This is a genomic window from Amycolatopsis sp. DG1A-15b (genome assembly GCF_030285645.1).
Classification (GTDB): domain Bacteria; phylum Actinomycetota; class Actinomycetes; order Mycobacteriales; family Pseudonocardiaceae; genus Amycolatopsis.
Genome location: NZ_CP127296.1, coordinates 9,796,692 through 9,809,829 on the forward strand (window position 1 = coordinate 9,796,692; position 13,138 = coordinate 9,809,829).

The 13,138-nt window shown below is 71.2% G+C and carries 15 protein-coding genes; 8 read left to right on the top strand and 7 right to left on the bottom strand.

Going from position 1 to position 13,138, the window contains the following annotated elements; all coding sequences use genetic code 11:
• Window positions 1-28 precede the first annotated feature (28 nt).
• On the bottom strand, window positions 29-1,123 hold the full coding sequence (locus QRY02_RS45530) for a winged helix DNA-binding domain-containing protein (protein ID WP_285988881.1): 1,095 nt from the start codon (window positions 1,121-1,123) through the stop codon (window positions 29-31).
• A gap of 80 nt (window positions 1,124-1,203) precedes the next feature.
• Here QRY02_RS45530 and QRY02_RS45535 point away from each other — a divergent pair, with 80 nt between their 5' ends.
• Window positions 1,204-2,259 carry an AraC family transcriptional regulator gene (locus QRY02_RS45535; RefSeq protein WP_285988882.1) on the top strand — a complete coding sequence of 352 codons (1,056 nt, stop codon included), beginning with the start codon at window positions 1,204-1,206 and terminating at the stop codon, window positions 2,257-2,259.
• On the opposite strand, the gene QRY02_RS45540 is transcribed toward QRY02_RS45535, so the two are convergent.
• The gene (locus QRY02_RS45540) at window positions 2,180-2,851 is read right to left on the bottom strand and encodes a TetR/AcrR family transcriptional regulator (RefSeq protein ID WP_285988883.1); all 672 of its coding nucleotides are present in this window, start codon (window positions 2,849-2,851) and stop codon (window positions 2,180-2,182) included. The genes QRY02_RS45535 and QRY02_RS45540 overlap by 80 nt on opposite strands.
• A 193-nt stretch (window positions 2,852-3,044) precedes the next feature.
• On the opposite strand from QRY02_RS45540, the gene QRY02_RS45545 reads away from it, so the two are divergent.
• Window positions 3,045-3,356, top strand: coding sequence for a hypothetical protein (locus QRY02_RS45545; RefSeq protein ID WP_285988884.1), 312 nt, complete (start codon window positions 3,045-3,047; stop codon window positions 3,354-3,356).
• A 4-nt stretch (window positions 3,357-3,360) separates the two neighbouring features.
• Here QRY02_RS45545 and QRY02_RS45550 read toward each other — a convergent pair whose 3' ends face one another.
• Genes QRY02_RS45550 through paaI form a run of 3 tightly spaced genes read right to left on the bottom strand, consistent with a single transcriptional unit; the run spans window position 3,361 to window position 5,641 of the window.
• A complete protein-coding gene (locus QRY02_RS45550; protein WP_285988885.1) occupies window positions 3,361-3,954 on the bottom strand; it encodes a TetR/AcrR family transcriptional regulator in 594 nt (197 codons plus the stop codon).
• Window positions 3,951-5,228 (bottom strand): phenylacetate--CoA ligase PaaK, encoded by a 1,278-nt coding sequence (gene paaK, locus QRY02_RS45555; protein WP_285988886.1) that lies wholly within the window; start codon window positions 5,226-5,228, stop codon window positions 3,951-3,953. Before paaK ends, QRY02_RS45550 begins: the two co-directional genes overlap by 4 nt.
• The gene (paaI, locus tag QRY02_RS45560; RefSeq protein ID WP_285988887.1) at window positions 5,225-5,641 is read right to left on the bottom strand and encodes a hydroxyphenylacetyl-CoA thioesterase PaaI; all 417 of its coding nucleotides are present in this window, start codon (window positions 5,639-5,641) and stop codon (window positions 5,225-5,227) included. Before paaI ends, paaK begins: the two co-directional genes overlap by 4 nt.
• A gap of 164 nt (window positions 5,642-5,805) precedes the next feature.
• Here paaI and paaZ point away from each other — a divergent pair, with 164 nt between their 5' ends.
• The 6 genes from paaZ to paaE all read left to right on the top strand — a co-directional run bounded on the left by paaZ (window position 5,806) and on the right by paaE (window position 11,552).
• Entirely contained in the window at window positions 5,806-7,836 is a 2,031-nt protein-coding gene (gene paaZ, locus QRY02_RS45565) for a phenylacetic acid degradation bifunctional protein PaaZ (RefSeq protein WP_285988888.1), read from the top strand.
• A complete protein-coding gene (gene paaA / locus QRY02_RS45570; protein WP_285988889.1) occupies window positions 7,833-8,771 on the top strand; it encodes a 1,2-phenylacetyl-CoA epoxidase subunit PaaA in 939 nt (312 codons plus the stop codon). Before paaZ ends, paaA begins: the two co-directional genes overlap by 4 nt.
• Before the next feature lie 68 nt (window positions 8,772-8,839).
• Entirely contained in the window at window positions 8,840-9,124 is a 285-nt protein-coding gene (gene paaB, locus QRY02_RS45575; RefSeq protein WP_285994100.1) for a 1,2-phenylacetyl-CoA epoxidase subunit PaaB, read from the top strand.
• Window positions 9,121-10,017, top strand: a complete 897-nt coding sequence (gene paaC / locus QRY02_RS45580) for a 1,2-phenylacetyl-CoA epoxidase subunit PaaC (protein WP_285988890.1) — start codon at window positions 9,121-9,123, stop codon at window positions 10,015-10,017. Before paaB ends, paaC begins: the two co-directional genes overlap by 4 nt.
• Entirely contained in the window at window positions 10,011-10,499 is a 489-nt protein-coding gene (gene paaD, locus QRY02_RS45585; protein WP_285988891.1) for a 1,2-phenylacetyl-CoA epoxidase subunit PaaD, read from the top strand. Before paaC ends, paaD begins: the two co-directional genes overlap by 7 nt.
• Entirely contained in the window at window positions 10,500-11,552 is a 1,053-nt protein-coding gene (gene paaE / locus QRY02_RS45590) for a 1,2-phenylacetyl-CoA epoxidase subunit PaaE (protein ID WP_285988892.1), read from the top strand.
• On the opposite strand, the gene QRY02_RS45595 is transcribed toward paaE, so the two are convergent.
• Together QRY02_RS45595 and QRY02_RS45600 are read right to left on the bottom strand one after the other, a co-directional pair.
• Window positions 11,553-12,677: an adenylate/guanylate cyclase domain-containing protein gene (locus QRY02_RS45595; protein WP_285988893.1), complete on the bottom strand. Its 1,125-nt coding sequence runs from the start codon at window positions 12,675-12,677 to the stop codon at window positions 11,553-11,555. It lies immediately after the preceding gene.
• Between the two features lies 1 nt (window position 12,678).
• Window positions 12,679-13,131, bottom strand: coding sequence for a universal stress protein (locus QRY02_RS45600; RefSeq protein WP_285988894.1), 453 nt, complete (start codon window positions 13,129-13,131; stop codon window positions 12,679-12,681).
• Window positions 13,132-13,138 lie beyond the last annotated feature (7 nt).

The following is a 13,138-nucleotide window of genomic DNA, read 5'->3' on the forward strand; positions in this document are numbered from 1 at the left end:
GGTCACTCAATCGAGATTTCCGGCCAGCTCACTCCGGGGGCAGGACGCGCACGTCGTGCGTCTCCGCGGCCGCCTCGGCCCACTTCACCAGTTCTGCCGCCGACTTCTCCAACGCCGCCAGGGCCCGCTTCGCCAGCTTGTCGAACGGCGACAGCTCGATCACCGCGGCCTTGCGCGACGCCTTGATCTCCCAGAAGCCGCACACCTGGCCGTCGACCAGCAGCGTGCCCTTGACCAGGCCGTTGTGCGAGATCACGCGCTTGCGGTAGGCGTCCGAGATCACCCGGGTCCGGTCCGCGTACGACAGGATCATCTGGTCGAACGGTCCCAGCAGCCGCGGCGGGGCCGGGACGTCCTCGCCGGGCAGCGTCAGCTCCGGCAGGTCCAGCAGCTCGCGGCCGTCCGGGTCGCGGTAGCGGCGCAAGTCCATCGAAGCGGCCACTTCACCCAGGCGCGTGATGCCCGCCCACGTCTGCACGTCCGCCACCGTGGCCGGGCCGAAGGCGCGCAAGTACCGCGAAATCAGCGAAGCGGGCGAAGGCGGCGACAGGGGAGCGCCCACCCACTCGTCCAGGCACGCGTACGTCGTCTGCCCGGCCTTGCCCCAGATCGCCCGGGGCGGGGTCTGCACCAGCGGCAGCCGGCCGCGGGCCAGGTGGGTCAGGGAGGCCGCCGGGACGTCCCAGGTCCGCGCCAGCTCGGCACCCAGCGCCGTGCCCGGCATCGGCCCGTGGAGGAGCAGCTTCCGCGCGGCCTCGCTGACGAGGTCGTGGTCGAGCCCGGCCAGCTCGCGGGCGTGCAGGGCGTTCTGCTTCAGGTCGCGGTCGTACAGCACCTGCACCACCGGCCGCCACGCCAGCGCGTCCGCCGCGGTCACCAGGTGGACGGTGCCGCGCATCAGCGCGATCCGCACCACGCGCCGGCTCTCGAGCAGCTCCGCCAGTTCCGCGGGCTGGAACCCCTCCACCCGCGACCACAACCCGAAGTACGGCGGGAACGGCGCCTGCGCCTGGAGCCCGGCCAGGTGCGCCACCGCGTCGAAGGCGGACATCTTCGCCCGGCGCAGCAGCAGCTGGCGCTCCAACGTGGCGCGGTTCACGGCTCGGCGGCTCAAGGTCTCCACGTCGTCACCCTAACGATCATCCAGGACAGGTCCGGTCCTCGATTGGACACGTTCTCCGGTCGTGATCCAGAATTCCGGCCATGGCCGAGCTCGCCGCGCCCGCCGTCGGGGACTGGGACTTCCCGCGCGGCACCGCGAGCATCGAGCTGATGACCCGGTTCGCGGCGGAACGGGGCGTGCCGGCCGAACGGCTGCTCGCCGCGACCACGCTGACGCCGGAACTGCTCGCCGACCCGGCCGTCCAGGTCGACGCCCGCCAGGAGCTGGCCGTCGTCCGGGCGCTGGCCGGCCTGGACGGCTCGGACGCGACGGCGCTGGAGCTGGGCCGCCGCTACCGCGTCACCACCTTCGGCATCTTCGGCTTCGCCTGCATCAGCAGCCCGACGTTGCGCGACGCGATGCTCTTCGCCCTCCGCTACTTCGACCTGAGCTTCGCCTTCTGCATCCCGCACGTCGTCCTCGGCGCCGACCGGCTGACGCTGGAGCTCGACGACAGCCGCGTGCCCGCCGACGTCGCCCGTTTCCTCGTCCTGCGCGACCTGGCCGCGATCTTCGCCGTCATGCGTGACCTCCTGCCCGAGATCGTGCTGGACGAGCTGGCCTTCCGGCACGAAACGTCCACGCCGGAGGATTACCTGGCCGCGTTCGGCGTACCGCCGCGTTTCGGCGCCGACGGCTGCCGCGCGACCCTCGACCCGGCGTTGCTGAGCCGGCCGCTGCCGCAGGCCAACGACCAGACCGTGGCCCTGTGCGCCGCCCAGTGCGAAGCGCTCGTCGCCCGGCGCCGGCAGCGTTCGGGCATTTCGCAGCAGGTGCGGGAACGCCTGGTCCGGCTCGGCGGCGTCGACGCCGGCATGGACGAAATCGCCCGCCAGCTGACGCTCAGCACCCGCACCCTGCGCCGGCGCCTGACCGAGGCCGGCACGAGTTACCGGGCGCTGGTCGACGAGGTCCGCCAGACGCTCGCCGAAGAGCTCCTGGACACCGGCGTGCTGTCGGTCGAGGACGTCGCCTACCGGCTCGGGTATGCCGAAGCGTCGAGCTTCATCCACGCGTTCAAGCGCTGGACCGGGATGACACCGGCGGCGTTCGCCCGTCGCTTCCGCGCCGCTCGGCGAGGACCGCCGGGTAGGTGATCTTCAGCAGGTTGAGCAGCGAATCGGTGAGGAAGGTGCGCAGCGCCGCGCGGTCCAGCGTGCCGCGGATCAGCCACTCCCGCGACGCCGCGCGCAGCATCCCGCCGAACGACCGGATCATCGCCCGCAGCTCTTCGCGGCCTTCGGTCACGCCGGTCATCAGCGCGGCTTCCAGGACCCGGTCGGCGGCGATCTCGTCGGCCTCCAGCATGATCCGCTCGATCTCGGGGTCGCGCCCGGCCGACTCCGGCCCGATCACGGTCAGCCAGGCGTCGCGGTTGCGGTCCACGACTTCGATCCACCGTTCGACGCCGATCGCCAGCCGCTGCTCCATCGTGGTGTCCGGCAGCGCTTCGGTGACCGGCGCGGGCACGATCATCAGCTGCCGCACCACTTCCAGGTACAGCTCGCGCTTCCCGCCGAAGTAGTGGTTGATCAGCGGGCGCGCCACCCCGGCGGCCTCGGCGATGTCCGAAGTGGACACCGAGGCGTAGCTGCCCGCCCCGAACAGGTGCCGGGCGGCGGCGAGGATCTCCGCCCGCCGTTCGGCCGGTTCGAGCCGGCGGCGCCGGGGCCGGGTCCCACTGGTCATCCGCTCAGCCTCGCGGGGGATCGGCACGCTGTCAACAAGTAGTTGACCCATTGTCAAAAGAGTGACTCCGGTGGCGGGCCCGGGGTGTTTCGCGCCAACCTTTGTCGTTACGCAACCGGAACAACCCGCCGGTAACTCCGCGGCGCCCGGATGCGACGAGACGGCAGGGGGCCCGGACCGGGGGTAGGAGCAGATGAACGACGAAGGCGCGCCGATCCGGCCGGCCGGGCGCTGGGTGAGCGTCCGCCTGCAGCATCGCCACGTCAGCTTCGACGAGGAATTCGAAGCGGACGAGCCGCTTCCGGACGGCGACTGCGCGGACGAAGCGTCCCTGTCGTACTCGGGCATCGTGATCTCCGGCTACGACCGGGGCGAGAAGGTGTCCGAGCGCTGGATCCCGCTGGGCATCGATCCGTCCGAAGCGGACGACGAGCGGCTCATCGGCCAGCTGCGCGAGGCGTTGCTGTGGCAGGCGGGCCGTCCACCGCAGATCGCGGAGGACTGACCCCTCACGACCCGGTGCGCAGGCCCTCGAAGGCCACCTTGCACACCGCGTCCGCGACCTCGGCCGCCGCCGACCCGCGCCGCGGCTTGTACCACTCGATCAGCGAGTTCACCATGCCGAACACCAGCCGCGCGGTCACCGCCGGGTCGACGTCCGGGCGGACGTCGCCTTCCGCTTCGGCCTGCTTCACCAGGTCCGTCACCAGCCGGTCGAATTCGCGCCGCCGCGCCAGCGCCGCCCGCTCCACCTTCGTGTTGCCGCGCACGCGCAGCAGCAACGTCACGAACGGCAGCCGGTCCGCCAGCACCAGCACGCTGCCGCGCACCAGGTGTTCCAGCCGGTCGATCGCCCGCCCGTCGAGCTGAGCCGTCGCCGAGGCCACCTCGAACAGCCCGTCCAGGGCCCGGTCCACCGCCAGCCGCAGCAGTTCCTCCTTGCTCGGCACGTGGTGGTAGATCGCCGACTTCGTGATGCCGAGCTTGCGGGAGAGGTCCTCCATGCTCGTGCCGTCGTAGCCGCGCTCGTTGAACAGCTTCACCGCCACCTGCAGCAGTGATTCGAGGTCGTAGCCGGGCCGCCCGCGCCGCGGGGCCGTCACGGCTTGTCCCGCTGGTCCACGATCCGCCGCATCTTGCCCATGGACCGCTCCAGGGTGTCCGGGTCGACGACGTCCACCGACACCGTCACGCCGACACCGTCCTTCACGCCGGTGACCAGCTCCGAAGCCGCGCGCGACCGGTCGTCGCCGGAAGCGTCGTGGCGGGCCTCGACCCGCACGGTCAGGTGGTCGAGCCGGCCGCGCGTGGACCGGACGAGCTGGAAGTGCGGGCTCAGCCCGGCCGTCCGCAGCACGATCTCTTCGATCTGGGTGGGGAAGACGTTGACCCCGCGCAGGATGATCAGGTCGTCGGTCCGGCCGGTCACCTTGGCCATCCGCCGGAAGGCCGGCCGTGCGGTGCCCGGGTTCAGCTCGGTCAGGTCGCGGGTGCGGTAGCGGATGATCGGCAGTGCCTGCTTGGTCAGGGACGTGAACACCAGTTCGCCGGTCTCGCCGCCGCCCAGGACCTCCTCGGAGTACGGGTCGATCACCTCGGGGTAGAAGTGGTCCTCCCAGATGTGCAGGCCGTCCTTCGTCTCGACGCACTCCTGCGCGACACCCGGGCCCATCACCTCCGACAGCCCGTAGATGTCGACGGCGTCGAGCGCGAACCGCTCCTCGATCTCGGTGCGCATCTGCTCGGTCCACGGCTCGGCGCCGAAGATGCCGACCTTCAGCGAGCTCGCCCGCGGGTCGACGCCCTGGCGCTCGAACTCGTCGAGCAGCGTCAGCATGTACGACGGCGTCACCATGATGACCTCGGGCCGGAAGTCGGTGATCAGCTGCACCTGCCGCGCGGTCATCCCGCCCGAGGCCGGGATCACCGTGCAGCCCAGCTTCTCGGCGCCGTAGTGCGCGCCGAGGCCGCCGGTGAACAGCCCGTAGCCGTAGGCGACGTGCACCTTGTGCCCCGGCCGCCCGCCGGCGGCGTGGATCGAGCGGGCCATCACCGTCGCCCAGGTGTCGATGTCCCGCTCGGTGTACCCGACGACGGTGGCCTTGCCGGTGGTGCCGCTGGAGGCGTGGATGCGCCGCACCTGGTCCTGCGGCACGGCGAACATCCCGAACGGGTAGTTCTCGCGCAGGTCCTGCTTGGTGGTGAACGGGAACTTGGCCAGGTCGGCGAGTTCCTTGCAGTCGTCCGGGTGGACGCCGGCTTCGTCGAACTTCCGCGTGTAGGCGGGCACGTTCGCGTAGGCGTGCCGGAGTGTCCACTGCAGACGTTCCAGCTGGAGGGCGGCCAGCTCGTCGGCGCCGATGTCCGTCTCGATCATGGTCGGTCCCGTTTCGCGGAGAGGACGCGGCTGCGGCCGCGGAATTCGGCGACGACCTCGGGCCCGGCGGGGGTCTCCCGGTGCACGGTGACGTCGTAGATGCCGTTGCGGCCGTAGCGGGTGCGCTCGGTGGCCGTGGCGACGAGGTGGTCACCCAGCCGGCCGGCCGCGACGAAGGAGATCTCCGCGCCCGCCGCGACCGTCACCGGGCCGTGGGTGTTGCAGGCGCAGGCGAACGCCGTGTCGGCCAGGAGGAAGACGTACCCGCCGTGGGCGATGTCGTGGCCGTTGACCATCGCGCGCGTGATCGTCATGGTCGCCACGGCCCGGCCTTCGCCCGCTTCGACGAGTTCGATGCCCAGCGCGCGGGACGCCTCGTCGGCGGCGAACATGGTGTGCGCGGCGTTGGTCATCTGCTCTCCGTCCCCACTGACCGAATGGACGGTCACCTCGCGGTGTCGTCAGTAAAGGCAGTGGTCGGGGCCGTGTCAAGCGTCGAGGTCTTCCGATCTTCGAGTGCGGCGGCTACCATGCGATTAACTGAACGTCCGGTAGGTAATTCGGCGAGAGGGACCTGATGGCACTGCTGCGCAGCTACGTCTCCGGGAGCTGGCACACGGCGGCGGACGAAGGCGTCCCGTTGCACGACGCGGCCACGGGCGAGGAGGTCGCGCGGATCTCCTCGGCGGGTGTCGACTTCGCGGCGGCGCTGGCATACGGCCGCACGGTCGGTGGCCCGGCGCTGCGCGAGCTGACGTTCCACCAGCGTGCGGCCCTGCTCAAGGCCCTGGCCTCGCACCTGCGCGAGCACCGCGAAGAGCTCTACGCACTCTCCGCTCGCACCGGCGCGACCCTGGGTGACTCGAAGTTCGACATCGACGGCGGCATCGGCGTCCTGTTCAGCTACGGCTCGAAGGGCAAGCGCGAGCTGCCGAACGACACCGTCTACGTCGAGGGTGCCGTCGAGCCGCTCTCGCGCGGGGGCACGTTCGTCGCCCAGCACATCGCGACCCCGCTGCGCGGCGTCGCCGTCCAGATCAACGCGTTCAACTTCCCGGTGTGGGGTCCGCTGGAGAAGTTCGCGCCCGCGTTCCTGGCCGGGGTCCCGACCCTGGTGAAGCCGGCCAGCTCGACGGCCTACCTGACCGCGCGGCTGGTCGAGCTGATCATCGAGTCGGGGATCCTGCCCGAGGGGTCGCTGCAGTTCGTCGCCGGCAGCGTCGGCGACCTCCTGGACCACGTCACCGCGCAGGACCTGGTGTCCTTCACCGGCTCGGCGTCGACCGCCCAGAAGCTGCGGGCGCACCCGGTGATCATCCGCAACGCCGTCCGGTTCAACGCCGAGGCCGACTCGCTGAACTGCTCGATCCTCGGCCCGGACGCGGTGCGCGGGACGGCCGAGTTCGACCTCTTCGTCAAGCAGCTGACCACGGAGATGACGGTCAAGGCCGGCCAGAAGTGCACCGCGATCCGCCGCGCGTTCGTCCCCGCCGCCTTGCTGGACGACGTCGCCGAGGCCGCTTCCGCGCGGCTCGCGAAGGTGACCGTCGGCAACCCCACGGCCGAAGGCGTCCGGATGGGCGCGCTGGCCAGCCTGGAGCAGCGCGAGGAGGTCCGGCGGTCGCTGAAGGCGCTGCTGGACGCCGGGAGCGTCGTGTTCGGCGACCCCGAGCGCGTCGAGGTCGTGGACGCCGACGCCGAGCGCGGCGCCTTCATCTCGCCGGTGCTGCTCAAGGCCGACCCGGAACGAACCGAGCCGCACGAGGTCGAGGCGTTCGGCCCGGTCTCGACGCTGATGCCGTACACGTCCACCGAACAGGTCGTCGATTTCGCCGCGCGCGGCGGCGGCAGCCTCGCCGGGTCGATCGTCAGCGCGGACAAGGAGTTCGTCCGCGAGGTCGTCCTGGGCGCGGCGCCGTTCCACGGCCGGCTGCTGGTGCTCGACGCCGAGGACGCGAAGGAGTCCACCGGGCACGGCTCGCCGATGCCGCAGCTGGTCCACGGCGGCCCGGGCCGCGCGGGCGGCGGCGAGGAAATGGGCGGCATCCGCGGGGTCCTGCACCACATGCAGCGCACCGCTGTGCAGGGTTCGCCCGCCGTGCTCAGCGCCGTCACCGGCCGCTGGGTCACCGGCGCGCCGCGCACCGAAGGTGACGTCCACCCGTTCCGGAAGTCCCTGGCCGAGCTGAAGATCGGTGACTCCGTCGTCGCCGGGCCGCGCACGGTCACCCAGGAGGACGTCGACCACTTCGCCGAGTTCACCGGCGACACGTTCTACGCCCACACCGACCCCGAAGCGGCGGCCGCGAACCCGCTGTTCGGCGGGATCGTCGCGCACGGGTACCTGGTCGTCTCGTTCGCGGCAGGGTTGTTCGTCTCGCCCGAGCCGGGCCCGGTGCTGGCCAACTACGGCCTGGAGAACCTCCGCTTCCTCACCCCGGTCAAGGTCGGCGACTCGCTGACGGTGACGCTGACCGCGAAGCAGATCACCCCGCGGATCGACCAGGAGTACGGCGAGGTCCGCTGGGACGCCGACGTCACCAACGCCGACGGCGAGTCCGTGGCCAAGTACGACGTCCTGACGCTGGTTTCGAAGGAGCAGCCGTGACCGCCGTGGCCGAACCCGCTCTCGAAGCGCACTTCGAGCACACGATCGAGCGCGACCAGCGCATCGAGCCGCGCGACTGGGTGCCCGAGGGCTACCGCAAGACGATGATCCGGCAGATCGCGCAGCACGCGCACTCGGAGATCATCGGCATGCAGCCCGAAGGCAACTGGATCACCCGGGCGCCGTCGCTGCGGCGCAAGGCGATCCTGCTGGCCAAGGTGCAGGACGAGGCCGGCCACGGCCTCTACCTGTACTCGGCCGCGGCGACGCTGGGCGCGGACCGCGCGGACCTGACCGACAAGCTGATCACCGGACGGCAGAAGTACTCGTCGATCTTCAACTACCCGACGCTGACCTTCGCCGACGTCGGCGTGATCGGCTGGCTGGTCGACGGCGCGGCGATCTGCAACCAGGTGCCGCTGTGCCGGTCGTCGTACGGGCCGTACGCGCGGGCGATGATCCGGATCTGCAAGGAGGAGTCCTTCCACCAGCGGCAGGGCTACGAGCTGCTGATGACCATGATGAAGGGCACCGAACAGCAGCGGGAAATGGTCCAGGAGGCCGTGAACCGCTGGTGGTGGCCGTCGCTGATGATGTTCGGGCCGCCGGACGCCGATTCGCCGAACACCGCGCAGTCGATGGCGTGGAAGATCAAGCGCCACACGAACGACGAGCTGCGGCAGCGGTTCGTGGACATGTCGGTGCCGCAGGCCGAAGCCCTCGGCGTCACGTTCCCGGACCCTGCTCTGAAGTGGAATGCCGAGCGCGGCCACTACGACTTCGGCGCGGTGGACTGGGACGAGTTCAAGAACGTGCTGAAGGGCAACGGGCCCTGCAACGCTTCGCGGATCGCGCACCGGCGCCGCGCCCACGAAGACGGCGCTTGGGTGCGGGAAGCCGCCGTCGCGCACGCCGGGAAGAAGGAGTACAAGTGACCGACCTGACGGCCGAAGGCGGCCACGGCGCCGTCCCCCTGGAAGGCGTCCCCGCGGCTCCGGGCCCGATCAAGCACGACTGGCCGTTGTACGAGGTGTTCGTCCGCGGCAAGCGCGGCCTGAACCACGTGCACGTCGGGTCGCTGCACGCGGCCGACGACCAGATGGCGCTGCACCACGCGCGCGACCTCTACACGCGCCGCAACGAAGGCGTGTCGATCTGGGTCGTGCGCGCGGCGGACATCACGGCGTCGTCGCCGGACGAGAAGGACCCGTTCTTCGCGCCCAGCGGCGACAAGGTGTACCGGCACCCGACGTTCTACGACATCCCCGAGGATGTGCCGCACATATGAGTTTCGACAACGTGTACGAGGCCATCACCGAGGAGAACGACGCCCGCTGGGCGTTCGGCACCGGCTTCGACGACCCACTGTCCGGAGTGGACACTTCGGTGCCGTCCGGGGTGGACGCCGGGCGGCTGGCCGCGTACTGCCTGATGCTGGGTGACGACGCGCTGATCTTCTCCCACCGGCTGCAGGAGTGGTGCACCAACGCGCCCGAGCTGGAGGACGAGGTCGCCATCGCCAACATCGCCCTGGACCTGCTGGGCCAGGCGCGGTTGCTGCTGGCGCGGGCCGGGAAGGCCGACGGCTCCGGCCGTTCGGAGGACTCGCTCGCCTTCCTCCGTGCGGAGCACGAGTTCCGCAACGTCCGGCTCGCGGAGCTGGGCGGCGGCCACTTCGGGCACCTGATCGCGCGCCTGTTCGTGTTCTCGACGTGGCGGCTGGCGCTGCTGCAGCGGCTCGAGTCCGATGCCGCCTCCGCGGGAAAGAGCACGTCGGCGGAGACGTCGGTGGACCCGGTACTGGCGGCGATCGCGGACAAGGGCGTCAAGGAGGTGACCTACCACCGCGACTACGCGGCGCAGTGGCTGGTCCGCCTCGGCGACGGGACGCCGTTGTCGCACTCGCGGATGCAGGAGGGGCTGGACGAGGTCTGGCCGTACGTGGGGGAGCTGTTCCGCACGCACCCCACGGAGTTCGTGGACGCGGCTTCGCTGCGGTCGGAGTTCGATCTCGTCCTCGACCAGGCATTGTCCGCCGCGACGCTTTCGGTGCCTTCGGCCGGTGAGCTGGCGGGCGTCTCGGGCCGGACGGGCCGCGACGGCGTCCACACCGAGCAGATGGGGTTCCTGCTGGCGGAGCTGCAGAGCGTGGCCCGGGCGATGCCGGACGCTCGATGGTGACCGCCGAGGCCGTGGCCGCCACGGTCACCGACCCCGAGCTGCCGATGCTGACCCTGGCGGACCTGGGCGTGCTGCGCTCGGTGTCCGAGTCCGAAGGGCGCGTGGTCGTCGCGATCACGCCGACGTACACGGGCTGCCCGGCGATGGACACCATGCGCGACGACCTGGAGCACGCGCTGGTTTCGGCGGGCTTCGAGGACGTCGAGATCCGGACGCAGCTGTCACCGGCGTGGACGTCGGATTGGATTTCGCCGTCGGGGCGGGAGAAACTGGCCGCGGCCGGGATCGCCCCGCCGGGTGCGGCACCGCGGCGATCGGGCCCGATCCCGCTGACGCTGTCGGCGCCGGCGACGCGGGTCCGCTGCCCGCACTGCGGTTCCCCGGACACCGAAGAGCAGTCCCGGTTCGGCGCGACGGCGTGCAAGGCGCTGCGGCGCTGCCGCGCGTGCCTCGAGCCGTTCGAACACGTCAAGGAGATTTAGGTGGCGCGGTTCCACGAGTTGACGGTGGCCGGGGTCGAGCGGCTGTGCGACGACGCGGTCGCGGTGACGTTCGACGTGCCTTCGTCGCTGGCGTCCGAGTACGCCTTCAAGGCCGGCCAGTCCTTGACGTTGCGGCGCTCGATCGACGGGCGCGACGAGCGCCGGTCGTACTCGATCTGCGCCCCGGCGGGCGCGCCACCGCGGGTGGGCGTCCGCCTGGTCCCGGACGGCTTTTTCTCGTCGTGGCTGGTGAACGAAGTCCGCCCGGGCGACACGATCGAGGTGGCCCCGCCGACGGGTTCGTTCACCCCGGACCTCTCGGAGGGCGGCCACCACGTCCTGATCGCGGCGGGTTCGGGCATCACGCCGGTGCTGTCGATCGTGTCCTCGCTGCTGCGCTCGTCGACGGCAACGGTGACGGTGCTGTACGGAAACCGCCGCACGGACACGGTGATGTTCGCGGACGAGCTGGCGGACCTGAAGGACAGCGCGCCTTCGCGGCTCGAGCTGATCCACGTGCTGTCGCGCGAGCCCCGCGAGGCGGAGCTGTTCACGGGCCGCCTGGACGTCCCGAAGCTGCGCACGCTGTTTTCCACTTTGGTGCCGGTGTCTTCGGTGGACCACTGGTGGCTGTGCGGCCCGTTCGAGATGGTGTCGGGAGCACAGGAGCTGCTGGCGTCCCTGGACGTGCCGCGGGAGCGCATCCACCAGGAGCTGTTCTACGTGGACACCCCGCCGGCCCCGGTGGAACACCTCGACCCGGCGGTGGCGGGCGAGTCGTCCGAGGTATCGGTGATCCTGGACGGCCGGTCGACCCCGATGACGTTGCCGCGCTCGTCATCGGTGCTCGACGGGGCGCAGAAGTTCCGCCCGGACCTGCCGTTCGCCTGCAAGGGCGGGGTGTGCGGGACGTGCCGCGCGCGCGTGACGGAGGGAAAGGTGGACCTGCGGCGCAACTTCGCGCTGGAGGAGGCGGAGATCGCGGCGGGGTTCGTGCTGACGTGCCAGTCGTACCCGGTCTCGGAGACGCTCACGGTGGACTTCGACGCCTGATCAGAGCTTGCGGCGCCGCCGGCGACGGGGCCTCGGCTCCGGGATCTCCGTCACCTGGTCCTCCGGCTGCGGGCCGCGCTCCTCCGGCCCCGCCAGGCCCAGCATCTCCGCCGCCAGTTGCTGGGAACTGGCGAACATCCCCGTCGGGGCTTCGCTCGCCCGGCGCAGCGCGGCCGGGCGGAGGCGGTTGTAGCCCCGGACCGTCACCGGCCTGCGGGCGCGCAGCTCGTACGCCTTCTCCTCCGCCAGCTCCGCGGCCAGCTCGCGGTCGACCAGGATCGTGCCCGGGCGGGCCACCGAGGTCAGGCGGGCCGCCAGGTTGACCACCGAGCCGTACACGTCGCCGAACCGCGACAGGATCCGGCCCGAGGCCATGCCCGCGCGGACCGCCGGCAACGTCTCGTCCGCCGAGGTGCGCTCGGTCAGCGTCAAGGCGATCTCCGCCGCGTCGACCGGGGCGTCCGCCACGAACAGGACCTCGTCGCCGATCATCTTCACCACCCGGCCGTGGTGCTCGGCGATCACCTCCGTCGCCACGGTCTCGAACGCGTCGAGGACCCGGCTCAGCTCGTCCTCGCCGATCTGGCGCGTCAGCCGCGTGTAGCCCACCATGTCGACGAACCCGACCACCTCGGTGCGGGTCTCCAGGTGCTCGTCCGAGGCCGCGAACGCCCGCCCCGCGTACGCCGCCAGGTGGCGGCGCCAGACGAAGTTCTGCACCCGCTCCAGCTCCGGCAGCAGCCCGTCGACCAGGCGGGTCACCTGGCGTTCGCTGCGGCCCAGCTCCGGCTGCTGCTTGATCAGCTCCCAGAGCATGTCGACCTGCCACTCGGCCAGCCGCGACAGGTGCTGGCCGAGCGCGCGCGTCACCGAGACCTCGATGCTCGGGTCGATCAGCCCCGACTGCACCAGCTGATCGGCGGTCCGCATCGCCTCGACGTCCGCGTCGGTGAAGACGACCTCGTCGTCGCGCACGGTCGCGAACCCCAGCGCGCGCCAGAGCCGGCGTGACCGCTCGTCGGGCACGCCGGCCTTCTCCGCCACTTCGAGCCGGGTGTACTTCCGCCTGCCGCCGAGCAGGACGCGTTCGAGCCGCTGCTGAAGCTCCTCGCTCGGATCGGTCACGTCAGGTCGTGTGGACGATGAGCACGTCCACGCCGGACTTGCGGGCCACCTCGGACGGCACCGAGCCCAGGATCCGGCCGGCGATCGTGTTCAGCCCGCGGTTGCCGACCACCAGCAGGTCGGCCTCGCGCTCGTGCACGACCTTGCGCAGCGAGTCGACCGGGTCGCCCTTCACCGCGACGGTGTCGATCTTCTCCGCACCCGCGCGCGTCGCCCGGTCCCGTGCCGACTGCAGCGTGTCCTCGGCCGGTGCCGAGCCGACGACCTGGTAGGCCTCCTCGCCGAGGACGTCCTGGGCCTTGTCGACGTCGGACTTGCTCGCCGGGTAGTACGCACACGCGATGACGAGCGTGGCGCCCGCGTCGCCGGCCACCGCCGCCGCGCGGTCCACCGCCGCGAACGAGGACTCCGAGCCGTCCGTGCCCACCACCACGGTCCGATATGCCGCACCCATGCGCAAA